The 22,001-nt window shown below is 64.6% G+C and carries 26 protein-coding genes; 18 read left to right on the top strand and 8 right to left on the bottom strand.

The window, feature by feature from the left end:
- The first annotated feature begins 152 nt into the window (after nucleotides 1-152).
- From KQ307_RS05550 to KQ307_RS05540, 3 genes are all read left to right on the top strand, one after another.
- The gene (locus KQ307_RS05550) at nucleotides 153-899 is read left to right on the top strand and encodes a hypothetical protein (RefSeq protein ID WP_259727237.1); all 747 of its coding nucleotides are present in this window, start codon (nucleotides 153-155) and stop codon (nucleotides 897-899) included.
- A gap of 789 nt (nucleotides 900-1,688) precedes the next feature.
- Nucleotides 1,689-1,997, top strand: a complete 309-nt coding sequence (locus KQ307_RS05545; protein WP_259727236.1) for a nucleotidyltransferase family protein — start codon at nucleotides 1,689-1,691, stop codon at nucleotides 1,995-1,997.
- On the top strand, nucleotides 1,987-2,340 hold the full coding sequence (locus KQ307_RS05540; protein ID WP_259727235.1) for a DUF86 domain-containing protein: 354 nt from the start codon (nucleotides 1,987-1,989) through the stop codon (nucleotides 2,338-2,340). Before KQ307_RS05545 ends, KQ307_RS05540 begins: the two co-directional genes overlap by 11 nt.
- A 161-nt stretch (nucleotides 2,341-2,501) precedes the next feature.
- Here the strand turns inward: KQ307_RS05540 and KQ307_RS05535 are convergent, their stop codons facing one another.
- Complete coding sequence (locus tag KQ307_RS05535) at nucleotides 2,502-6,524, bottom strand: magnesium chelatase subunit H (RefSeq protein ID WP_259727234.1); 4,023 nt, start codon at nucleotides 6,522-6,524, stop codon at nucleotides 2,502-2,504.
- A gap of 146 nt (nucleotides 6,525-6,670) precedes the next feature.
- Here KQ307_RS05535 and dapB point away from each other — a divergent pair, with 146 nt between their 5' ends.
- The 5 genes from dapB (at nucleotide 6,671) to KQ307_RS05510 (ending at nucleotide 10,094) form a co-directional block, all read left to right on the top strand.
- On the top strand, nucleotides 6,671-7,552 hold the full coding sequence (gene dapB / locus KQ307_RS05530) for a 4-hydroxy-tetrahydrodipicolinate reductase (RefSeq protein WP_259727233.1): 882 nt from the start codon (nucleotides 6,671-6,673) through the stop codon (nucleotides 7,550-7,552).
- 29 nt (nucleotides 7,553-7,581) lie between these two features.
- Nucleotides 7,582-8,226 (top strand): hypothetical protein, encoded by a 645-nt coding sequence (locus KQ307_RS05525; RefSeq protein ID WP_259727232.1) that lies wholly within the window; start codon nucleotides 7,582-7,584, stop codon nucleotides 8,224-8,226.
- A gap of 70 nt (nucleotides 8,227-8,296) precedes the next feature.
- Complete coding sequence (locus tag KQ307_RS05520) at nucleotides 8,297-8,563, top strand: high light inducible protein (protein ID WP_259702996.1); 267 nt, start codon at nucleotides 8,297-8,299, stop codon at nucleotides 8,561-8,563.
- 119 nt (nucleotides 8,564-8,682) lie between these two features.
- Nucleotides 8,683-9,855 carry an FAD-dependent monooxygenase gene (locus KQ307_RS05515; protein WP_259727231.1) on the top strand — a complete coding sequence of 391 codons (1,173 nt, stop codon included), beginning with the start codon at nucleotides 8,683-8,685 and terminating at the stop codon, nucleotides 9,853-9,855.
- Between the two features lie 26 nt (nucleotides 9,856-9,881).
- The gene (locus tag KQ307_RS05510) at nucleotides 9,882-10,094 is read left to right on the top strand and encodes a DUF2949 domain-containing protein (RefSeq protein WP_259702995.1); all 213 of its coding nucleotides are present in this window, start codon (nucleotides 9,882-9,884) and stop codon (nucleotides 10,092-10,094) included.
- Nucleotides 10,095-10,098: 4 nt separating this feature from the next.
- Here KQ307_RS05510 and KQ307_RS05505 read toward each other — a convergent pair whose 3' ends face one another.
- Nucleotides 10,099-10,656 (bottom strand): adenine phosphoribosyltransferase, encoded by a 558-nt coding sequence (locus tag KQ307_RS05505; RefSeq protein WP_259727230.1) that lies wholly within the window; start codon nucleotides 10,654-10,656, stop codon nucleotides 10,099-10,101.
- Between the two features lie 51 nt (nucleotides 10,657-10,707).
- Here KQ307_RS05505 and KQ307_RS05500 point away from each other — a divergent pair, with 51 nt between their 5' ends.
- The 4 genes from KQ307_RS05500 (at nucleotide 10,708) to KQ307_RS05485 (ending at nucleotide 12,714) form a co-directional block, all read left to right on the top strand.
- On the top strand, nucleotides 10,708-11,253 hold the full coding sequence (locus tag KQ307_RS05500) for a DUF3038 domain-containing protein (RefSeq protein WP_259702993.1): 546 nt from the start codon (nucleotides 10,708-10,710) through the stop codon (nucleotides 11,251-11,253).
- Nucleotides 11,250-11,885, top strand: a complete 636-nt coding sequence (locus KQ307_RS05495) for a DUF4335 domain-containing protein (protein WP_259727229.1) — start codon at nucleotides 11,250-11,252, stop codon at nucleotides 11,883-11,885. The genes KQ307_RS05500 and KQ307_RS05495 overlap by 4 nt, the downstream gene beginning before the upstream one ends.
- 94 nt (nucleotides 11,886-11,979) lie before the next feature.
- Entirely contained in the window at nucleotides 11,980-12,225 is a 246-nt protein-coding gene (locus KQ307_RS05490; RefSeq protein ID WP_259702991.1) for a hypothetical protein, read from the top strand.
- Between the two features lie 42 nt (nucleotides 12,226-12,267).
- Complete coding sequence (locus KQ307_RS05485; RefSeq protein WP_259702990.1) at nucleotides 12,268-12,714, top strand: hypothetical protein; 447 nt, start codon at nucleotides 12,268-12,270, stop codon at nucleotides 12,712-12,714.
- A gap of 4 nt (nucleotides 12,715-12,718) precedes the next feature.
- On the opposite strand, the gene KQ307_RS05480 is transcribed toward KQ307_RS05485, so the two are convergent.
- The gene (locus KQ307_RS05480; RefSeq protein WP_259727228.1) at nucleotides 12,719-13,228 is read right to left on the bottom strand and encodes an EF-hand domain-containing protein; all 510 of its coding nucleotides are present in this window, start codon (nucleotides 13,226-13,228) and stop codon (nucleotides 12,719-12,721) included.
- A 199-nt stretch (nucleotides 13,229-13,427) separates the two neighbouring features.
- Between KQ307_RS05480 and KQ307_RS05475 the strand changes: the two genes are divergently transcribed.
- From KQ307_RS05475 to KQ307_RS05460, 4 genes are read left to right on the top strand one after another with little or no spacing between them, the layout of a single operon-like run.
- Entirely contained in the window at nucleotides 13,428-14,153 is a 726-nt protein-coding gene (locus tag KQ307_RS05475) for a response regulator (RefSeq protein ID WP_259702988.1), read from the top strand.
- A gap of 3 nt (nucleotides 14,154-14,156) precedes the next feature.
- On the top strand, nucleotides 14,157-15,584 hold the full coding sequence (locus tag KQ307_RS05470; RefSeq protein ID WP_259727227.1) for an ATP-binding protein: 1,428 nt from the start codon (nucleotides 14,157-14,159) through the stop codon (nucleotides 15,582-15,584).
- Nucleotides 15,585-16,529 carry a polyphosphate kinase 2 gene (gene ppk2, locus KQ307_RS05465; RefSeq protein ID WP_259702986.1) on the top strand — a complete coding sequence of 315 codons (945 nt, stop codon included), beginning with the start codon at nucleotides 15,585-15,587 and terminating at the stop codon, nucleotides 16,527-16,529.
- 22 nt (nucleotides 16,530-16,551) lie between these two features.
- Entirely contained in the window at nucleotides 16,552-16,881 is a 330-nt protein-coding gene (locus KQ307_RS05460) for a hypothetical protein (protein ID WP_259702985.1), read from the top strand.
- A gap of 163 nt (nucleotides 16,882-17,044) precedes the next feature.
- On the opposite strand, the gene KQ307_RS05455 is transcribed toward KQ307_RS05460, so the two are convergent.
- From KQ307_RS05455 to KQ307_RS05440, 4 genes are all read right to left on the bottom strand, one after another.
- Nucleotides 17,045-17,512: a hypothetical protein gene (locus tag KQ307_RS05455; RefSeq protein WP_259727226.1), complete on the bottom strand. Its 468-nt coding sequence runs from the start codon at nucleotides 17,510-17,512 to the stop codon at nucleotides 17,045-17,047.
- 364 nt (nucleotides 17,513-17,876) lie between these two features.
- Entirely contained in the window at nucleotides 17,877-18,098 is a 222-nt protein-coding gene (locus KQ307_RS05450; protein WP_259702983.1) for a hypothetical protein, read from the bottom strand.
- 90 nt (nucleotides 18,099-18,188) lie between these two features.
- Nucleotides 18,189-18,449 carry a DUF6737 family protein gene (locus KQ307_RS05445; protein ID WP_259702982.1) on the bottom strand — a complete coding sequence of 87 codons (261 nt, stop codon included), beginning with the start codon at nucleotides 18,447-18,449 and terminating at the stop codon, nucleotides 18,189-18,191.
- Nucleotides 18,450-18,485: 36 nt separating this feature from the next.
- Nucleotides 18,486-18,728 (bottom strand): hypothetical protein, encoded by a 243-nt coding sequence (locus tag KQ307_RS05440; RefSeq protein ID WP_259702981.1) that lies wholly within the window; start codon nucleotides 18,726-18,728, stop codon nucleotides 18,486-18,488.
- A 105-nt stretch (nucleotides 18,729-18,833) separates the two neighbouring features.
- Between KQ307_RS05440 and KQ307_RS05435 the strand changes: the two genes are divergently transcribed.
- Together KQ307_RS05435 and KQ307_RS05430 are read left to right on the top strand one after the other, a co-directional pair.
- Nucleotides 18,834-20,027 (top strand): glycosyltransferase, encoded by a 1,194-nt coding sequence (locus KQ307_RS05435; RefSeq protein WP_259702980.1) that lies wholly within the window; start codon nucleotides 18,834-18,836, stop codon nucleotides 20,025-20,027.
- A 284-nt stretch (nucleotides 20,028-20,311) separates the two neighbouring features.
- Nucleotides 20,312-20,980, top strand: coding sequence for a sugar transferase (locus tag KQ307_RS05430; protein ID WP_399241883.1), 669 nt, complete (start codon nucleotides 20,312-20,314; stop codon nucleotides 20,978-20,980).
- Here the strand turns inward: KQ307_RS05430 and cbiB are convergent.
- Nucleotides 20,974-21,975, bottom strand: coding sequence for an adenosylcobinamide-phosphate synthase CbiB (cbiB, locus tag KQ307_RS05425; protein ID WP_259727245.1), 1,002 nt, complete (start codon nucleotides 21,973-21,975; stop codon nucleotides 20,974-20,976). The two genes, KQ307_RS05430 and cbiB, sit on opposite strands and share 7 nt — an antisense overlap.
- Nucleotides 21,976-22,001 lie beyond the last annotated feature (26 nt).

Raw genomic sequence — 22,001 nt, 5'->3', positions numbered from 1 at the left:
CTCGCGCTTGGTGCGCTTTTTGGCTGTGGTCTGCTCGTAATCAGTGAATCCGAGCTGCTTGCCGCCCATCAAACTTGTCCTGGAGCGCGATTACAGACCCATTGTCCCGCGATTCGGCTGGGATTTCCAGAGTCTCCCTAGGCGACCTTGTTTTGAAGGATCGCGAAAGGCCGCAGCCCAGGGCGGGAAGACTTGATCTTCTCCTCCAAGAAGGAGATAGCAACCGCAGGTATGAGGTTGAGATCCAACTCGGCAAAACCGACGAAGCGCATATCATTCGCACCATTGAATACTGGGACATTGAGCGGAAGCGCTATCCCCAGTACGAACACACAGCTGTTATCGTAGCCGAGGATATAACAACAAGATTCCTGAATGTCATCGGGCTTTTCAATGGCTCAATCCCATTGGTGGCTATTCAGCTAAACGCTATTCAGCTTGGCGAGGCGGTCTCTCTGGTTTGCACAAAGGTGCTTGACGAGGTTCGCTTGGGATTAGTGGATGAAGATGAAGAGGTCCAAGCCGTCACAGATAGGTCGTTCTGGGAAGCTCGTGCAAGCAAGCAAACGCTAGCAATGGCCGATGAGATCCTTAAACTCGTCAAAGCCTTCGACTCGGGTTTAGAGTTAAAGTACAACAAGTTCTATATTGGGATTGCCAAAGGAGGCCAGCCAAATAACTTTGTCATCTTTCGGCCTAAAAAGGACTGGCTTCGTCTTGAAGTCCGCCTAGAAAAGTCAGAAGAAACGCAGGCCGAGCTTGATGACTCGGGTCTAGATGTTATGGATTACGACTCAAGGTGGGGGCGCTACAGGCTACGTCTTACACCAGCGGATGCTTCCAAGCATCGAGAATTTATCGTTGCTTTCCTGGAAAAGGCGTTTAAAGCAGCTGCCTAACAAGCCCCTCGAGTGGACAGGCCACCACCAGCTCTTTGCTGCGCCTCCCTCGACTCCCTGCCTGCCACTCAAGGGCAGCGTTGGATGGACTGAAAAGCTTGGTATCAAGGACAACTAGCAAAACAAATCGAACGGTGTATGATTTGAGAGAAAATTCTAAACTGTTTTCAAATATGGCGGATATTAGTTGCCCAAATTGTAATCGAATGTTTGACAATAATAATCCAGAAAGCATGGTCACGCGTGGAGTGGCAGCTGCAGCTGGAGCCGTAGGTGGCGCTTGGTTTGGTGGAGGAGTTGGTATTGTTGCGGGTCCATTGGGTGGAATAGCCGGAACTGTTCCTGGCGCCGTAATAGGAGGCCTACTAGCCAACTTTGCTGTTGATCAGTTTCGCCGATGCATCCACTGTGGCAATGTATTTAAGACCTAACTTATTCCTGGCAAGCTAATAGCTTGGCTCTGCCTCAAAAGATATCATGACAGTTCCTGCGTATAATCATAGATTATTTCAAGCTTGTCCTCCAAATGCACCACGGCAAGCGACCACTGCCATAGGTATACCTTGGCCACATTGCTTCTCTCGCAAATATCAACTCACTGAACTAGTTTGCTGCACGAAAGCCATCCAACATCAGACTGTACCTGACTCGCCACCATTCAAGGGCTGTTTCTCCATTCAGAATAAGCTCGCAGGTGAGTGTGAGCGTTAGACGTTGCTAAGCCCTCAGTGCAGGGTCTCTTGGTGGACTCCCTGGGTTTCTGGGTACAATGGATCATGGAGGTGAGTCATGTCAGTCCAAATTGACGAGAAGCTAGAGGAGATCGCCGCTGCTTGCCAGCGATACGGGATTGAGCGTCTGTTTGTCTTTGGCTCAGCCTTGAGAGAGGACTTCAGACCTGGAGAAAGTGATATTGACCTTCTGGTTGAGTTTGGCCCATTAGAAATAACCAAGCGCTTCCATGTCTTTCTTGACGCTCGCGAGGCGTTTAGGAACATCTTCCAATCCGACGTTGACTTGGTGATGAAGGGAGCGGTGAAGAACAAAATTATTGCTGGCGAGATTGATCGAACAAAGAAGCTGGTTTATGGCGCGTGATCTATCTGCATATTTGCAGGATATCCTTGATGCATGCAACTCTATTGAAGACGTAATGAGCGGCATCTCGCTGGATGAGTACCGAAGTAAGCGTGCCGTAAGATCCGCTGTCGAGCGAGAGTTCATCATCATTGGTGAGGCACTTAGAAGGGTCAGCGCCCTCGACGAAAGGCTGTTTTGTTCAATATCTAATTCTCGTGCGATCGTTGATTTCCGAAATCTGCTTGCTCATGATTATGGAGCAGTTGATGACGATGCGGTTTTCGGACTTGTCTACTCGGACCTGATCGTTCTAAAGGCAGAGGTTGGCGAGCTTTTGGGTGTCTGCCATGACGCAAACTAACAATGCCATTCATCTGAGCCGCGATCGGGATGTTTCTGGTTTCCGCCTGAGCTCATTGGGCCAGGTGATGGCAAGCGTTCAGGCCACTGAAGTTCACCAGATCCGGAGTAATCTGCTCACAGCGCGAACTGCTCTTCTCCTGCCCCAGGGGGCTAAGGCCATCAGCCTTGCGTCACCCCTTCAATCCGGTCTTCGATCTCCTGGTAGATCTGCTGCAGCTGGGCGATGTTCTCCTCGCTGGTTTCCCAGTAGCCGCGGCCATTCACTTCCAGCAGGGTGCCCACGATGCGGCGGAAACTGTGGGGGTTGAGCTCCATCAGCCGCTTGCGCATCTCCTCGTCGTTGATGAAGGTGTCGTTGGCCTCCTCATACACGAAGTTATCCACGGCGCCGCTGGTGGCGCTCCAGCCCAGGGTGAAGTTGAGCCGTTTGGCCACCTCGCGCACTCCCTCGTAGCCGGAATTGAGCATGCCCTCATACCACTTGGGGTTGAGCAGCTTGGTGCGCGAATCGAGCCGGATCGTTTCACTCAGGCTGCGCACCTGGGCATTGGCGGTGGTGGTGTCGGCGATGTAACTGGTTGGGGCTTTGCCGTCGTCGCGCAGGCCGGCAATCAGCTTGGTGGGATCGGAATCGAAGTAGTGGCTCACATCGGTAAGCGAAATCTCAGCGGAATCCAGGTTCTGGAAGGTGACATCGGCGGTTTTCATCGCTGATTCGAACACTTCCCGGTTCTGGTTCATCTCACCGGGGTTGTCGGCGTTGAAGGCGAAGGTTTTGCGCGAGAGGTACATCTCCTGCAGCTCGCCCTCCTCTTCCCAGGTGCTGTTCTCCACCGCCAGGTTCACGTTCGAGCTGTAGCTGCCGCTGGCATTGGAGAACACCCGGGTGGCCGCCTCCCGCAAGCTGATGCCCTGGGCCGCCGCCTGCTCCTGGGAGTGCTTGCGCACGAAGTTGAGCTCCAGGGGCTCCTCGGCCTCAGCCGCCATCTTCACGCCCTGGTCGATCAGGCCCATCTGGTTGATGAACAGATCGCGGAACACCCCGGAGCAGTTCACCACCACGTCGATGCGGGGACGGCCCAGCTCTTCGAGCGAGATCAGCTCCAGCTTGTTCACCCGCCCGAGCGAATCGGGCACGGGCCGCACGCCGATGAACCAGAGAATCTGGGCCAGCGATTCGCCGTAGGTCTTGATGTTGTCGGTGCCCCAGAGCACGCAGGCGATCGTTTCCGGCCAGGTGCCCTGCTCGGCCTTCTGGCGTTCGATCAACCGATCCACCACCACCTTGGCCGCCGCGATCGCGGCGCGGGTGGGGATCGCCTGGGGGTCGAGGGCGTGGATGTTCTTGCCGCTGGGCAGCACGCCCGGGTTGCGGATCGGATCGCCACCGGGGCCGGGAATCACGTATTCGCCATCAAGCGCCCGCAGCAGGCTCTCCATCTCCATGTCGGCGCAGATCTGCTCCAGGCAGAAGCGCAGGTAGCCGAACAGGTTGTCGAGCTCGGCGACATCCACGGCAGGAAAACCCGCTGCCCGACAGGCGCTCAGCCAGGGGCTGGGCAGACGCATCCCGAAGCGCTCCAGCAGGGCGAAGAACCAGCCGAAGTTGCCGCGCAGATTGACGCGGCCATCGGTGCCGGTGACGGAGCGCACCATCGAGGCCACGGCCTTGCGGCAGGCCTCGGTGATCGTCTGGTTGAGCTCCACATCCGCCAGCACGCCGGCGTCGTTGCTCTTGTAGACATCGGTGATGGTGCGGCCGATGCTCTCGGCCAGCAGGGCCGGCAGGCTGCGGTAGCCCTCCTCCTGGCGCTCCAGCGCCGCGATGCTCACCAGGGTGGCGATCGCCTCCTCGGCGGTGGGGGGTTTGCCGATCGTGTGCAGGCCGCAGGGCAGCAGCCGGCTCTCGATCTCCATCAGCTGGCGGTACACCGCCCCCACCACGCCGTCGCGGCCGTCAAGGTCGAGCTGGGCAGCCTCGCCCTCCGGCAGGGTAACGTCCTTGTCGAGATTGCACTGGCGGGCCGTTTCCACGATCGCATTCACGATCTGCACCCCCCGGCTGCTCTCACGCAGCTGCTGGTAGGAGCCCACCAGCTCACCCAGCTCCTTGAGGCCCTTGTAGAGGCCGGCGTTCTCGGCCGGAGGTGTGAGGTAGCTGATCGTGGCGGCATAACCCCGCCGCTTGGCGATCGTGGCCTCCGAAGGGTTGTTGGCCGCGTAGTAATAGAGGTTCGGCAGGGCGCCGATCAACGAATCGGGATAGCAGGTGTCGCTCATGCCCATCTGCTTGCCGGGCATGAACTCCAGCGAGCCGTGGGTGCCGAAGTGCAGCACCGCGTCGGCGCCCCACACCTTCTCCAGATAGGTGTAATAGGCGGCGAAGCCGTGGTGGGGGCTGGCGCTGCGTGAATAGAGCAGCCGCATCGGATCGCCCTCGTAGCCGAAGGTGGGCTGCACCCCCACGAACACGTTGCCGAAGTGGCGGCCGTAGATCAGCAGGTTGGTGCCATCACTGTTGAGGTTGCCGGGGGGCTTGCCCCAGTTCTCCTCCAGCCGCTCGGAATAGGGGGTGAGCCGCTCGTATTCCTCCACGCTCATGCGGTGGGCGATCGCCAGCTCCGGTGCACCTTCCAGCGCCTCAGGATCGTTGATCACCGCCTCCATCAGCGCCTTGGAATCACGCGGCAGGTTCTGAACGTCGTAGCCCTTCTGCTTCATCTCCTGCAGCACCCGGTGGATCGAGCCGAACACATCGAGGTAGGCGGCGGTGCCCACATTGCCCTTGTCGGGCGGGAAGCTGAACACCGTGATCGCCAGCTTCTTGGCGAGGCGGGGCTTGGTGCGCAGCGAAGCCCAGCGGATCACCCGCTCGGCGATCGCCTCCACCCGGTCCTGCAGGGTGTGGGCCTTGCCGGTGGCATCGTCGCGGCCGCTGAGCACGATCGGCTCGATGGCGCCATCCAGCTCGGGGATGGCGATCTGCAGCGCCACCTGCACCGGGTGCAGGCCCAGATCGCTCTCCTCCCATTCCTGGGTGGTCTGGAACACCAGCGGCAGGGCCACCATGTAGGGCCGGTTGAGCCTGGAGAGCGCCTCGATGGCGCGGGGATGGTCCTGACGGGCCGGGCCGCCGATCAGGGCGAAGCCGGTGAGACTCACCACCCCATCCACAATCGGCTGCTCAGGGTTGAGCGGGTCGTAGAAGAAGGCGGCAACCGGCTTGCTGAAATCCAGCCCGCCGCAGAACACCGGAATCACGGTGGCGCCGCGGTATTCCAGTTCCTGAATCACCGCCACGTAGTGGGCCTCATCGCCAGTGACGATGTGGCTGCGCTGCAGCACTAGGCCGATCACCGGGCCGCCCCTGGCCTTCTCGCTCAGGTCGGCGCGGCTGGCACTCCAGTTCAGATATTCCCTGAGGTCTTCGAACATCCCCGGCGCCATCGGGTGCCAGATGCCCAGATCCGGGAACACCACCGGTTCAGCCACCTCCAGCAGCGGCCGGCCGCTGTCGCTGCGGGGGAAAACATATTTGTCGGCCAGCATCAACAGAAAGTTGCGCAGGTTGTCCGGCGTTCCCCCCAACCAATACTGAAAACTGAGCATGAAGGAGCGGGCATCCTGCGCCTTCTCCACCGGCAGATACTTGAGAACGGTGGGCAGGGTGTTGAGCAGCTTCAACATCGCGTCCTGGAAGCCGGCCCCATTGGCCTCCTTCCGCTTCTTCATGAAGCTGGCGATGGCGCTCTTGCTCTGGCCCAGCTGAGCCATCGAGAAGGTGCCCAGCTTGTTGAGCCGCATCACCTCCGGCATCGAGGGGAACACCACCACCGCTTTGAGCCGGTCGCGGTGGGGCGCCACCGCCTCAACCACCTTCTGGGCCAGATCCTCAATGAAGATCAACGAGGCGATGAACACATCAGCGGCCGCCACATCGGCGCAGAAGGCGGCGTAGTTCTCCGGATTGCGCAGCTCCTCGATCAGGTAGCCGCTCAGCTCCACCGCCAGGGCGGGATTGTGCTCATTCAGGCTGACAGCCGCCGTTGTGAGGGCGTTCTGGTACTGGGGTTCCAGCACCACATACACCGCTTTCATCACGGCGCGGCCGTCGCTGCCGGCAGGGAGGGCGCAATCGGCAGGGTTGACCCGGCGGCTGGCGGAGCGGACCTGCGTGAACATCGGCGCGGAGGTGGAGGGCAGTGCAGAGCAGCTTACGAAGGTTGCTGTGGGGGCGCGGCTTCTGGGGCCCAGCCTGCAGGCCGCGAAAGGTGCCGTGGCAGTCGGCGGCCATAGGCTCAGCTCACCTGTGTTGATCGAGAACCACCATGGCCGCCACGTTGGAGGACCCCGCCACGCCGGCTGCCCCGGGGCAAGCGGCCGCCCCGATCGCCGTGGTGGTGGCCGGCGCCCTGGGCCGCATGGGGGCGGAGGTGGTGAAGGCCGTGGTTGCCGCGCCGGATTGCGCCCTGGTGGGGGCGATCGACACCACGGCGGAGAAGCAGGGCGCTGATGTGGGGCTTGAGCTCGGGCTGGGGGAGCTGGAGGTGGCGATCAGCGCCGATCTGGAGGGAACGCTCTGCCAGGCCAGCCAGGCGGTTCGCAGCCAGCCCCATGGCGCGGTGCTGGTGGATTTCACCCACCCGAAGGTGGTCTACGAGCACACCCGCGCCGCGATCGCCTACGGCGTGCATCCGGTGATCGGCACCACCGGGCTCAGCCCCAGCCAGCTGGCCGATCTGGCTGCCTTTGCCGAGAAAGCCGGCATCGGCGGTGCCGTGATCCCCAATTTCTCGGTGGGGATGGTGCTGCTCCAGCAGGCTGCAGCTGCCGCCGCCCGCTTCTACGACTTCGCCGAACTCACCGAACTGCACCACAACCGCAAGGCCGATGCCCCCAGTGGCACCTGCCTGAAAACCGCCGAGCTGATCGAGGAGCTCGGCAAGACGTTCAACGCCCCCCAGGTGGAGGAGCACGAGAGCCTGGCCGGTTGTCGCGGCGGCCTGCGGAGCAGCGGCCTGCGGCTGCATTCCGTGCGGCTGCCTGGGCTGGTGGCCCATCAGGAAGTGATGTTCGGCGGGCCGGGCGAAACCTATACCCTGCGGCACGACACGATCGAGCGCTCGGCCTACATGCCGGGGGTGCTGCTCACGGTGCGCCGGGTTCGGCAGTTGCAGAACCTGGTCTACGGCCTCGAACGCCTGCTCTGAAACGCCTGCTCTGAATCGATGCTGTTGCGATGCTGATTCCCCTCAAGCCCGGCGAGTTGCAGCGCCTGATTCCGGCGGTGGCCACCGGCCCCCAGTTCAATGCCTGCAGCGGTGATCCGGGCAAGATCCTCCAGCGGGTGCTGATCTCCGTGATCGGCGGGGTGCTGGCCCTGCTGGTGGCCCAGAGCCAGTTCTCCTATCGCTTCGGCCCGGTCTGGCTGGTGGCGGGCTTCGTTTTTCTGCTTTACATCCTCTGGGGCCCGATCCTCGAAGCCGGCCGACGCAATTCCACCCTGCGCCGTTTTCCAGCCGGGGCGATCTTCGAGGGGGAAGTGGCTGATCTGTTCACGCGGGAGCGGATCGAGCAACGCAACGAACAGGCCGACAAGAGCGGCCGCCTTGAACTGGTGGAGAACCGGCGTACCTGGCTCTGCCTGGAGCTGGAAGACGACGAGGGTTACCTGGGCCAGGTGCGGTTCCCGATGGACAAGAAGCACAAGCTGATCCGCCGGGGGATGACGATCCGCTGCCTTGTGCTGAGCGAGCGCCCTGATTTCTCCAGGATCGGAGCCCTCAGTGATGCCTGGATTCCGGCCCTGAAACTCTGGGTGGGTGAGTATCCCTACTTACTGAGGCCAGCCTTCGAGGAGCTCTGCCTGCGCCGGCTGCGCTGAATCTGCCAGACTTGCGTTACGAAGCGAAACAATGTGTTACATTTCTGTCATCCCACCCCACGAAGCTCCCATGGCCCAAGCCACCACCTTCGCTCCAGCCGCTGATCGCGCCGCCATCCGTGGAGCCACCGTCACAACCGAAGACGGCGGCCGTCTCAATGCCTTCGCCACCGAGCCACGGATGGAAGTGGTGGCCGCTGACCAGGGCTGGGGCTTCCACGAGCGTGCCGAAAAGCTGAATGGCCGCATGGCCATGCTCGGATTCATTGCCCTGCTGGCCACCGAATTCGCCCTCGGCGGTGAAGCCTTCACCCGCGGACTGCTCGGCATCGGCTGAGGTCGGCCGGTTTTCCCGACCCTTCACGGCGCTGTCCCTGTCTCGGTCAACCTCTCCGCCGCAACAGAATTCTGTTGCGGCTTTTTGATGGCGTGCCTGATGGCCGGGATCGGTTGCTGATGCGTTCACCCCTGGTGGCCAGGGTTCGGGGTGCGGGCCCGACCGGTGCCCTCGCCGCCCTCGCCCTCGCCAGCGTGGGCTGGGAGGTGGAACTGGACGACCCCCTGCCCCCTGAGCAGTTGCTGGCCCGCGGCCGCGCCTACGCGCTCAGCCATTCCAGCCGGCTGCTGCTCTCCGAGCTGCAGCTCTGGAATCCGCTGGCCGCGGACCTGGTGCCGTTCCGCTTCCTGCAGCTCTGCGATCTGGAGCTGGCCGAGCGGGTCCCGTTTGATGGCTCCGATCTCGGCAGGGCCGCTCAAGGCCTCCAGGGCGGCGAAGCGGTGGGCTGGGTGCTCCAGCACAGGCCGCTGATGGAACTGCTGCTGGAGCGGCTGAAAGCCGATCCAGCGATCCGGCTGAACCTGGGCAACCCGCAGGCCATCGTCCCCGACGCAACACCTGTCGACCTGATCGTGGCCGCCGACGGAAGCGCCTCCCCCAGCCGTACCGCCCTGGGCATCGGCCAGTGGCGGCTTCCCTACCACCAGGCCTGCCTGAGCGTGCAGGTGCGGTTGCGCGGCTCAGCGGCCGACCAGGCCTGGGAACTGTTCCGCGCCGAGGGGCCGTTCGCCGTTCTTCCCCTGGGTGGCGACCACCACCAGCTGGTCTGGAGTGCCCCCGCCGGGCGTCTGCGGCTGCTCGAAAGCCTGGATCCGGCCGCCTTCCTCGACAGCCTGGCCGGGGCCCTGCCTGACCGGTTCCAGGTGGATGCCCTACTCGATGCCCCCCGCGCCTTTCCGGTTGCCCTGGAGCTGGCCCGTGGCTTCCAGCGCGGCAACACCGTCCTGGTGGGTGAAACCATGCATCGCTGCCACCCCGTCGGCGGCCAGGGCCTGAACCTCTGCTGGCGGGATGTGCGCGTGCTGCGGCGGCAGGCTGAGCGGGTGGCCAGGGGACGGCTGGGCCTGGCCGCGATCGGCCGGGCCTATGCGATCCGGCGCTGGGGAGATGTGTTGCTCACCCTGCTGATCACCGATCTGATGGTGCGCTTGTTCTCGAACCGTCAGCCCCTGCCGCTCGGCTTGAGGCGCCTGGTCCTGGCCCTGCTGCGCCGGCTGCCCCCCCTGCGCCGGCTGAGTCTGAAAGCGATGAGCCTGGGCCCTTGCCAGCTGCTCAGCCGCTGGTCAGAGTGAGGCCCCCTTTGCCTGGTCCCGGCGTCATGGTGATCAGCAGCTCACCCCAGCCGGAGCCGCCATCGGCGCTCGTGGCCTACCTGCAGCGCGAGCTGGGCCTCACCCAGAGAGCCCTCGAACTCGGCATCAGGCAGGCACGGCTGGAGCAGGCCCCCCTGCCGGTGATCCTGTGGCGTTTCGGGCTGATCAGCCTGGAGCAACTGGATCTTGTCCTGGCCTGGCAAGAATCACAGCCCTGAAGGATCAGGCGTAGACGATCAGGGATTCAACCGGATGGTCCCCAGGCAGCCGCTGACGCCCCCCCAGGCCGGCCAACTCAGCCACGAAGCCATAGCCGCAAAGCTGGCCGCCGGCCAGTTCCACCAGGTGAGCACAGGCCGCAGCGGTGCCTCCGGTGGCCAGCAGATCGTCGACGATCAGCACCCGTGGCTCTCCGGCCAGGGCATCGTGCTGGATCTCGAGGCGATCGCTGCCGTACTCCAGGTCGTAATCGACCCCACACAGTTCCCCGGGAAGCTTGCCCGGCTTGCGCACCGGCACAAAACCCAGCCCCACCACCGTGGCCAGGGCCGTGCCGACGATGAACCCCCGCGACTCGATGCCGACGATCAGGTCGGGTTCGACCCGCTCGCAGACCAGGGCAAGCTGCCGCATCACCTCGCGCCAGCCGTGGGGATCACGCATCAGCGGCGTCAGGTCGCGGAAGAGGATGCCGGGCTTGGGAAAATCTGGAATGTCACGCACCAGCTGGCGCAGATCGGGTGCCCTGGATGGATCAACCGGGGAGGAGCTGGGGGGCATGGCAAGCGGAAGAGGTGACGGATCGGCTCCGGCGCTGGCATCATCGCAGCCATGGCCCAAGACCGATTGACCAAGCCTGATCGCCATTCCGGAATCTCCCGCCGGGGTCTTGAGCGGCTGGATCTGATGCTGCTCACCGTCGAGGCCCTCGATCTCAACGGCGGCGAAGCGATGCTGTCGATGGCAGGGCAACTCGGCTTCAACGATCTCTTCCCCAACCGGGTCGAGCTCTGGAAACGGCGCTGCTACAACCCCCTGAGGCTCGCCTGCCGGCGTGGTGAACTGAGCGAACCCGAAACCGATGCCCTGATCTCCCTGCTCTGCGCCCTTGCCGACCGCCTCTATCCGATGCTGCGTCAGCTGCTCTCTTCCGCCGAACCCGCCCAGGTCACGGCCGAGCGCTGGGGGTTGTTCCAGAAGCGGCTGGATGAACTGATCCGGGAGCGGCTCAATCCCCGCCGCGGTGGGGTTCAGAAGCTGCTCGACCCGAAGGAGGGTCCGGCGTTGCGGCTCCAGTTGATCCACGGCCTCGCCTTCGGGGCCGGCAGGGGCGGCTTCGATCGCCTCAAAGCCAGCCTGATGGACGCCTCGGCATGAAAGTGAGCCACCGCTTCGAGCAGACCAGCTGCCGACTCAGACTCGACGGCCTGCCGGACCTTTCAGCCGGCCAGGCCGAGAACGTGATCGGCATCCTCTCCGGCTGGCAGCTGGCCCTGGCGGGCCACACCGAGCTGGAGGGAAAACGGGAGCACCTCCTGGCCCTGCTGGATGTGGTGCTTCCCTATGCCCGCCACCTGCTCAGCGGCGTCCCACGCCGCTTCGGAGCCGATGCGGGTCCGGTTCAGATCGAACCGGTGCGGGAGAGCGGCGCTGGGCGCTGCCATCGCCTGCGCCTGTTCAGCAGCCAGCCCGACACACACCCCCTGGAACTCAGCCTCGATGACGCCGAGCTCTCCGATCTCGTTCGCTGCCTGGATCAGCTGCGGCTCGATCCACGGGTTCAGCTCGGTTTCAAGCTGCCTGCGGAGCGACCGCTGCCAAAACGGGAGATTCTGGAGCGCATCCCCCTGCGCCAACGGTTGTTCTCCCCCCTGGCGGCTGCGACGGCCCTGGCCGTCACCGCTTCGATCAGCCTGATGGTTCCGCTGCCACGGCGGCCGACGGCCCCATCGCCCAGTCCAGCCGCCGTCCCCACGGTCCCGCTCAGCCCAGCGGAACCCAATCCTTGAGACAGGCCTTCAGCACTGCGCCGTTGACGCGGGTTCCACCGGGGCCAGACTCCTGCATGGGGGCCTCGGGCTCCGGGCCCACTGCAGACGGACGATGACGAAAAGCTGGTCGGAACTGCGACGCCGCGTCAGTCGCCTAGGAGCCTGCCTGGATGTCGTCGTGCGCAGCGATCCGGAGGTGTGCGGCCTGAGCGGCAGGAACTTTCACCTGTCGCTTCACCATGGCGGCCAGGGGGATTGCACGGTAGAAGGGCTCAGCCTGGTGGACTGCCCCAATGAACTGGTGCTGATCGAGTTCGAACGCTGGATGCGGGGCGCCGGCTACAGCCTCGATGTCTGATCCGGAACCGATGGACAGCAGCCGGGGTCTGGGGATCACGCCATGAATCGCCTCAGCGAGCCGGCCTTCAAACCACTCCCCGCCCGGAAGGTGTTTCGCAAGCGTCGCAGCCGCTCGCCCTGGCGGGAAGCCCTCTTCTCCCTGCTCAACATCGCGGTCGGCAGCGGTGTGCTGGTGGCCTTGCTGCAGTTGCCCGCCCGGATCGACTCACTGCTGGTGGTGAGCAAGGTGATCAGCACCCTGATCAAGGCCATCTCGAGGATCGGCGAGGGGATCCTGCTGCTGGCCGCCGGCCTGGCCCAGACCTTTGCCATCCTGCTGGTGGTGAGCCTGGCGATCGCCGCCTTGCTGCTGCTGGCCAATGGCGTCTTCCGGATCCTGAGGCTGGGCATGCCCGGCCTGGGCAGCGTGCTGGGCGTGCCGCTGGAACTGGCCCGGATGCTCTGGGCTTTTGTCCAGATCCGCCGCCCGGATCGCCATGAGCCGTGAAGTCCTAAGGGCGGGGGGAAAGCGAACGGCGAAAGTCCCAGAACTCCTCCAGGCTGACGTTGCCGTTCCGGTCACGGTCCATCTCGCTGAAGCGCTTTGCCAGCCAGGGGAAGGAGGCCGCTTCCGCCTGGCTCAACTGACCATTGCCATCCCGGTCGGCCCGCTGGAAGCTCTTGCGAAGCCGTTCGCCGAGGAAGTGGTTGTTGGCCGGAGCCAGATCCTGGGGCAGCAGATATCCCCGACCCGTGGAGTCGAGCCTCTCGAAGTTCATCTCCAGAAAGGGATAGCCCTTGCTCTCGAATGGGCTGAGCCGGCCATCGCCGTTGCGATCGATCCGGTGAAACCAGTTTTCCAGGCGCTTCTCGTAGCGCTCCAGCAGCCGGGAGTCCTGGGCCTGGGCGGGGCCTGGCGTCAGGCTGCCGCCGATCAGCAGCTGCATGGCCAGCGCCAGCAGACCGCCGGCCACGGCAGGGCCGCTGCCGAACAGGTGGGGCGACGGGGAGACAGGGGGCATGGGCTCACCCTATGGAGAGGAGGCCAGCGGGTTGCGGCATCGATGCGTGTGCTGGGTGGCAGAACCATGACCGGATCCGACTGGTGAGGCTGCCAGTCATGGCTGGACAGTTCCAGGCGCTCGCCAGGGCAGGATCAATCCTGGGCCATCGAGCCTCCCTCCATACAGTTCAAGCAGCGATGATCCACGCCTCTTTGCCATGAGCCGATCTCACACCATCTGGGTCGTGGATGACGACCCGGAGCTGCGGCAGCTGCTCGGCACCCACCTCACCGAGCAGGGCTACGAGGTGCGTTGCCTCACCGATGGCCGCCAGCTGGTGGCCCGCCTGGAGTTCCAGCGCCCCGATCTGCTCGTGCTGGATCTGATGCTGCCGGGCGACGATGGCCTCACCCTGCTGCGCCGTCTGCGGGATGGCGGCGATGACCTGCCGGTGGTGATGCTCACCGCCAGGGCCGAGGCCGTCGACCGGATCATCGGCCTGGAGCAGGGCGCCGACGACTACCTGGCCAAGCCGTTCCTGCCCAGGGAGCTCACCGCCCGGATCGAAGCGGTGCTGCGTCGGCGCGGCAGCCTTCCGGCCGGCACCCCGCTGGCGGACGGGGAAGTGGTGCGCTTCGGTGTGAACAGCCTGGATCTCTCCGCCCGCACCCTGGAGCGGGATGGGGAGGCCGTGACGATCACCAGCGGCGAATTCAGCCTGTTGGCCGCCTTCGTGCAGCATCCCCACCGCCCGCTCTCGCGGGAGCGCCTGATCGAACTGGCCCGGGGCCCCTCCAGCGAGACCGACAGCCGCAGCATGGATGTGCAGGTCTCGAGGGTGCGGCGCCTGATCGAACCCGACCCCAGCCGTCCCCGCTACCTGCAGACCGTCTGGGGCTATGGCTACGTGTTCGTTCCCGACGGCGCCCCACGGAGCCGTTGAGCGATGGTCGGCTCCTTTCGCTCGGCTGCCCTCCTGCTGCGGCTGGGGGGCTTCGCGCTGGGCGGCTGGGGGATCAGCCTCGTGTTGCTTCAGGCTTTGCTCGGAACCCGGATCGGCCAGGCCCAGGTGGCCCAGATGGGTCCCCAGGTTGCCCTCAACCTGCGATTGGCGGAACTGGCGCTGGAGCGTTTTCCACCGGCCGCGGTGTCGGTGTTGAGCGGGCTGCAGCTGGGGGTGGGTGAACCGCCCGCACCGGATCCAGCCAACGGATTCCTCGGCCTCGGCCATGACGGCCGACTGGAGGTTCAGGCGAAGCAGTTGCGATACGAACTCTGTCGCCGACTGCCGCGCTGTCCCCAGGTCGTTCCCACCCCGGGGGAGGCCCGCGGCGTCTGGATCGAACTGGCTTCGCCCCTGGAGCCCGTCTGGCTCTACGCCGGAATCAGGCCCCAGCTGGGCTGGCCGCCGGATCCGCTGCTGGTCAGCCTCTCCCTGGTCAGCGGCAGCGTGGTGGCCGCCGCCCTGTTCCTGCTGCTGGAGGTGCAACGGCCCCTGCAGCAGCTGGAGAAAGCGCTCGGCGGCGTCGGTCGGGTCAGCGAGCCCAACCCCCTGCCCCAGCGGGGCGCTCCGGAAGTGCGTCGCCTCACCCGCCATTTCAACGCGATGCTGGAGAGGCTCTCGATCAGCGAGCAGGAGCGGGCCACGATGCTGGCCGGCATCGCCCACGACATCAAGACCCCCCTGACCCGCCTGCGTCTGCGCTTGTCCCTGGGTGGGCTCGGTGCCGAGGCACGGGAGAAGGCTGAAGCCGACCTCGATGACCTCGAGCAGATCACCGGCCAGTTTCTGCTGTTCGCCGGCGGCGGCGGCACCGAGCTGGCGGTGGAGGTGCCCCTGCAGGATTTTCTGGCCGAACTGGCCGCCCGCTACGACGGTCAGCCGGTGGAACTCGAGCTCACGCCGCTGACCGCCTCGATCCAGCCGATTGCCCTGGGCCGGGCCGTGGCCAACCTGATCGACAACGCCCTCAGCTATGGCCAGCCACCGGTTCTGCTGCGGCTGCTGCCCTGGCAGGACGATGGCTTCGAGCTGCAGATCTGGGACAGGGGGGAGGGGATCGCTGAAGGGCAGCGTTCCGAGGCGCTGATGCCGTTCCAGCGGCTCGACTCAGCCCGCGGCGGCCACGGGCACTGTGGCCTTGGCCTGGCGATCGCCCAGCGGGTCGCCCGGGCCCACGGTGGTGACCTGCGGCTGGGCTCGCCTCAGCCGGCGACCCAATCCAGCGGCTTCTGCGTCAGCCTCACCGGCCACTCCATCGAGATGCGCCCGGAGGCCCGGCAGCAAGGGGTCTCGAAATCTGTATCAATCGAGCCGTCAATCGGCCCGAATCCCACTAAGGGTGGGACAACCAAGTCGAGCAGGGTTGAGTGAATGGGCAAGGGAAAAGATGGCAAGAAGGCCAAGGAGGCCAAGAAATCCAAGGCTGAGAGTGCCCTTGGCACCAATGGGCTGAACGATCGCTATCACCCCACCGCCCTGCTCGACGACCTGGAGGAGGGCCCGGCCGGAGCCCCGCCTCATGGCGGCCAGAAACGGCTGAGCAAGAAGTTCTACGAAACAGAGCTCGAGCGTCTGCAGATCGAGCTGGTCAAGATGCAGTACTGGATCAAGCACACCGGATTCCGGATGATCCTGCTGTTCGAAGGCCGTGATGCGGCCGGCAAAGGGGGAACGATCAAGCGAATCACCGAGCCGATGAATCCCCGTGGCTGCAAGGTCGTGGCACTGGGTACCCCTTCCGACCAGCAGAAAACCCAGTGGTATTTCCAGCGATACGTGGAGAATTTCCCCTCCGCCGGTGAGTTGGTTCTGTTCGACCGCAGCTGGTACAACCGGGCCGGCGTTGAGCGGGTGATGGGCTTCTGCACTGATGAGCAGGTTGATCAGTTCATGAAGTCCTGCCCAGAGTTCGAGCGGATGCTGGTGAATTCAGGCATCGTTCTGCTCAAGTATTGGTTTTCGGTGAGTGATGAAGAGCAGGAACTTCGCTTTCAATCGCGCATTGACGATCCTGCCCGCCGCTGGAAACTGAGCCCCATGGATCTCGAATCAAGGGATCGCTGGCTGGAGTTCTCCAAAGCCAAGGACCAGATGTTCGCCCACACCAACATCCCCGAAGCCCCCTGGTTCACCGTCGAAGCCGACGACAAGCGACGGGCAAGGCTGAACTGCATCCGCCATCTGCTCAGCAAGGTGCCTTACGAAGACATGACCCCGGCTGCGATTGAGCTGCCTCCACGCAAGAGTGGTGGCGATTACCAGCGGCCGCCGATGAACGAGCAGTTCTACGTTCCGAACGCCTACCCCTACGGCTGAACCACCGCCCATCGATTCGGCCATGTCCGAGCCCACCCCCGATCCTGCCTGCCTGCCGGCCACGGCCCCCCTGCGGGGTCCCCGCGGCTCCCTGCTCTATTCCGGCAGCGATGGCAACCAGTACATCGTGGCCGGTGGCCCCGCCCATCCTGGCGATGCCCCCCTGGCCCAGGCTTTCCAGGCGCTGAGGGCCGGAGCACCGGAGTTGGACCTGCTCAGCCATCGGTGCCGGCAATGGGTCGAGGCCGCAGGCAGCCATGGCCTCACCCAACCCCAGGCCGCCGCCGTGCTGCTGGGCCAACTGGCACTGGCCCTTGATCTGGGCGAGGAAGGCAGGCCCCTGCTTCCCTAGGACCCGGGCCAGCTCAGTGGAGTTGCTGGAACCAGAACCCGGCCAGCTGCCAGCTGCTCCAGAGAAAAATCAACAGGAAAAGCCAGTTCAGCCAGGGCGGACGGGTGTTGTTCTCTGACATGGCGCCTCGGTGTCGCAGGAGCAAACCTATCGGGCCCGGTCATCAGGGCTGGCAGGGCACAAGCTGGCCTGCTCCATCTGGCTGGCAAAGTCCCCACAGCCGGCCGTCGGTTTCGTCGCTCCAGCGAACCACCCTGGCGCCAGGGTCGTACCCAGGCCAGTCGTTCGTCGTGATCACCGAGAGGCTGTACGGGGCCTGGCTGTAGTCATAACGGCAGTAGCCCAGGCCCGCACCGGAGCAGGCGCTCAGACTGGCCAGGCGATTGCCGGCCCGCTGTCGATCCAGGTCATCAGGCTGCCGCTGGGGTGACGGGCGCCAGCCGCTGGCCTGGAGGCGTTGATCGGCCGTGCCGATCGGTTCACCGACGCGAAGCAGGCTGGAGAACTCCAGCCTGCCGGCACCCGCCAGCAGGACGAGGGGGCTCAGCAAAGCGAGCGCTCGCAACAGGGAGTTGTTGATGGGCAGGGCTCTGATACGCCGCGGGAACTGACCGGATGGATCTTCCTTCACTTGCCGCAGGCCATGGCCACCCGCGCTGTTTTCTCTTTCCTCGGCTTTCCTGGCTGGGCTCCGTTGCACCTGGTTCTGCCTGAGAACGGATACCCGGCCGGAGCAGCCCTGCGCCTGGCGGCGGCAACGCCCGGAGGGGGTTCGGGAGGCCACGAAGCGGCGGGATTGCTGAATCGGTTTCTGCGCAGCACGGATCAGGGGGAGCCGGTCGCTTCCCCGGTTCTCTGCGGAGATTGTGACTACCGGTATCTGATCATCTATCGCCAGGGAGGCGTGTGGCCGCTGCGGATCTCAGCCTGGCGGCGGGAGCTGGATGGCCCGGGCTGGAGTCGCCGTTGCCAGCCGATGCCCCTGGAGACGTTCCTCAGCCGGTTTCATCCCTGCCGGCCCCGGCCGGTTCGGGGGTGCTCTGGCGCTGGGCCCGTCTCAGATCATGGAGGCCTTCCAGTTGGTTGTAGACCGCCAGGAGTTGCATCCTGATGTGGTCGGTGTTCTCCAACCGAATGAGATTGGCCAGGGCGGCTTCGATCTGTTCCTTGCTGTCGATCAGCAACCGGCACTCACTGGTACCGGGCTCGTAGCTCATGGTGAATGGCTCTGAATGGTGGGCTGGAGGCCCTTGTTCACATTACTCAAGCCAACCGGGCTGAAGCGTGCTGTTGGATTGACCACCATCTCAATCAGCGGAGCCAGGCTCCGGGGAACCAGCCGCCGCCGCGAAACTGCCTGGCACCAGCACCAGGAACAGCCACCACCAGAGCAGAACGGCAGCCACGACGGGCGTGGTGATCCACCAGCGCTGCAGCAGGAGCCAGCTGGCCAGGCTGACCCCCGTACCGGTGGCCACGATCGTCCAGGGCTGACACCAGAGGGGTTTGGTCTGCCAGAAGGAAACCGGCCGATCCTGAGGCTGGCTGATATCGGTCGGCTCGACCATCACGTTCCCGGGCGGCAGACGGGAAGTCTGCCGTCTTCAGGAGTGAAACAGCAGCACCAACCCCTTGGGGATCTGGTGAAACTCACGATCCTCGCGGCTGAGATCCAGTCCCACCAGCAGCCCCTCCTTGAGGGCATCGGCGTAGGGGGGCTGGCTTGGGGCCTGCCCGGCCAGCCAGAGCGCCGCGATTCCAACCGGCGTGGCATGCCAGCTGAACGAACGGGTCAGGCCGATCGAGGGTTCGTCAAGGGCGTCTTCCAGAAGTTCGCGAATCGCCATGGTGGGCAGGAACTGCGTTCAGCATCCGGATCAGCGCCCAAGAGCGCAATCAGCTGAGAGCATTCGTGACGTGCACGGTCCGTCGGTGCGACGTACGGTGCCGCGATGCCTTCCCTTCCAAGCCGGATCGCGCTCGTCCATGAATGGTTCACCCCACGCTCGGTGGGAGGGTCCGAGCAGGTGGTGCGGGAAGTGGACCGCCTGCTCAGCCCGGAGCTGTTCGCTCTGGTGGATGGGGAAAGCGGGAGCTCAGAGAGCTGGTTGGCAGGCCGCCGCATCCAGACCTCCTTCATCCAGGGACTGCCCTGGGGCAGCAGCCATGTTCAGCAATACCTGCCCCTGCTGCCCCTGGCGATCGAACTGCTGGATCTTTCCAGCTATCCGCTGGTGATCAGCAGCAGCCACCTGGTGGCCAAAGGGGTGCTCACCGCACCCGACCAGCTCCATGTCAGCTATGTGCACACGCCGGTGCGCTACGCCTGGGACCAGATGCCCGCCTATCTGGCCGGCTCCAGGCTGGCCAGGGGACCGCTTGGCCCGCTGGTGCGCTGGCAACTGCACCAGCTGCGTCAGTGGGACGTGATCAGCAGCCAGCGGGTGGACCATCTGATCGCCAACTCACGCTTCACGGCCCGGCGGATCCAGCGCTGCTGGGGCCGATCCAGTGAGGTGCTGCATCCACCGGTGGAGGTGGAGCGGTTCCGCTGGGATCTGCCTCGCGACGACTTCTACCTCTCGCTCGGCCGCCTGGTCCCCTACAAGCGGGTCGATCGGGTGATTGAAGCCTTCAACCGCACCGGCCTGCCATTGCTGGTGGTGGGGGATGGTCCGGAGCGGCGGCGGCTCGAAGCGATGGCCGGCTCCGGCGTGCGTTTTCTGGGTCGCTGCGATCCCGCCAGGGTCAGCGAGCTGATGGGCCGCTGCCGCGCCTTCGTCTACGGGGGGCTGGAGGACTTCGGCATCGCCGCCGTGGAGGCGATGGCGGCCGGAGCGCCGGTGATCGCCCTGGGCAAAGGCGGGCTGCTCGACAGTGTGCGCTGCCTGGCAAGCGGCGCCTCCCGGCCCACCGGCCTGCTGTTTCCCGACCAGAGCACCGCCTCCCTGGTGGCGGCGCTGGAGCACTTCGAGCAGGGACAGCTCTGGAAGCGTCTGCCGGCGGAGAGCCAGCGGGAATGGGCCGAGCAATTCGCTCCGGAACGGTTCAGACGCCGGTTGCTTGCCCTGCTCGAGCGTTACTGGCAGGGCCATCTGGCCGATCTGGAGCAGGCTCGGGAGCCCCTGCCTGATCCCTTGCCCTGAACCCTCTGTGCCTCTGGCCTGAGTGACCTTCCGAACTGGCCGAAGGGTGAATGGATTTTTACAGTCTCGACATCAAGGGGACCGTGATGGCCTTCTGTCACCCCAATTCGTTCATCCCGGAATCACTGATCCCGGAATCACTGATCCCGAAAACGTTGATGCCGGAATCACTGATGCAGGAACCGTTGGGCACCCTCTCTGCGGTCAGCACCGTGCCTGGTTCATCCAGTTTTCGCCAGCCGCTTCGATCCGAGCGGGCTGAGCCGGTGGCCACGGCTCTCAGCCTGGCGGCACCGGTTCTCTCCGCCCAGCAACTGATCGCCGCCCAGACCAAACTCTCGAGAACCCTCAAACGCAGCGGTGATCTGGCCTTCTCCCTGGCGGTGCTGGGCCTGGGCAGCCCCCTGTTCCTGCTGCTGGCCGCCCTGGTGCGGATCAGTTCACCGGGGCCCGTCTTTTATGTTCAGCGACGAATCGGTCGGGGCTACAGGGAGTTTGGCTGCATCAAATTCCGCACGATGCGGCCGGATGCCGATCGCCTCCTGGGCAAACTGCTTGCCCAGTCTCCTGAACTGAAGGCTGAGTTCAACAAGGATTTCAAGCTGAAATCCGATCCCCGCATCACGCCGATCGGCAGGTTTCTGCGTCGCTCCAGCCTCGACGAACTGCCCCAGTTTCTCAATGTTCTCAAGGGAGACATGAGCCTGGTCGGTCCCCGCCCGATCGTTCGGGCCGAACTCAGCCGTTATGGCCGTCGGATGGATGAGGTGCTGGCGGTACGCCCCGGCCTCAGCGGCCTCTGGCAGGTTTCCGGTCGCAACAACCTGTCCTATTCCACCCGCGTGAAGCTGGATGTGAGTTACGCACGCCATCGCAGCGTGTGGCTGGATCTGGCCATCATCGTGCGCACGGTGAGTGTGATTCTCTTCCCGAGGGATCGCGGCGCCTACTGAGCCAGCAGGGAGGCGGCAGCGACCATCAGCGGCAAGCTGACCGCCAGCCAGAACAGCTCGAGGCGATTGCTCAAGGCGAGGATCCGCTCGACAGCCGGGCGATCGGCCGGCGGATAGGAGGCTCCCAGGATCGGTTTGGCCCGCGCCACCCCGCCATAGCGGTTGACGCCTCCCAATCGCACGCCGGCCGCCTGGGCGTAGGCAGCCTGGGAGAGCCCGGCGTTGGGGGAGGGATCAGGGCGGCCCTCCTGCCTCGCCAGGGCCACTTGGCCGAGCAGCCGGTGGGGACGGCGGCTGACCAGGGGAAGGCTGAGCGCCACCAACCGGCAGGGCAGCCAGGTCAGGAGATCGTCGAGACGGGCACCGGCCGTGCCGAGCCATTCCAGCCGGCCGCGGCGATAGCCGAGCATCGAATCGAGCGTGCTGGCGGCTTTGTAGGCCAGGGCCAGGCTGAGCGGCCCTGGGGGCTGAAGCTGTCCCCCGGGCTGCCAGCTCAGCAACGCCACCCCCACCAGCATCCAGAACAGGGGGCCGAACAGACCGTCCACCCCGTTTTCGGCGGCCGTTTCCGCCACCGCCCGCAGCATCTCCGCTTCACCGAGACCCTCCACATCGCGGCCCACGATCCTGGCCAGCCGGCTGCGGGCCCTCTCAATACCGTCGTTGCCGCCGGAGAGAGCGTCGAGAACACCACGCACAGCCCGCTCCAGGCTTCCAGCCGCCAGGCAGCTGGCCAGACACAGCCACAACAGCGGATACCCCAGCGGTGGCCATCGCCAGGCCAGCATCTCCACGCCCCAGCCCACTGCCCCGCTGACGCCCACCAGCAGCAGGGTGATTGCCCCGCCGCCCAGCCTCAGCTTCCAGGGTCGATCGCCCGCCCAGGTCTCCACCTGCCCTCGCAGGAGCGCAATCGACCAGCCCATCACCTGGACCGGGTGCAAGCAGCCGGCGGGATCGCCGACCACACGGTCGAGGCCACACGCCAAGGCCACAGCCAGCCAACCGATCGCCGCTGGGG

The sequence above is a fragment of the Synechococcus sp. CS-1326 genome, assembly GCF_025128115.1.
GTDB lineage: Bacteria > Cyanobacteriota > Cyanobacteriia > PCC-6307 > Cyanobiaceae > Regnicoccus.
The sequence above is the reverse complement of the archived record's forward strand: the minus strand, read 5'-3'. Positions and strand labels throughout refer to the sequence as shown.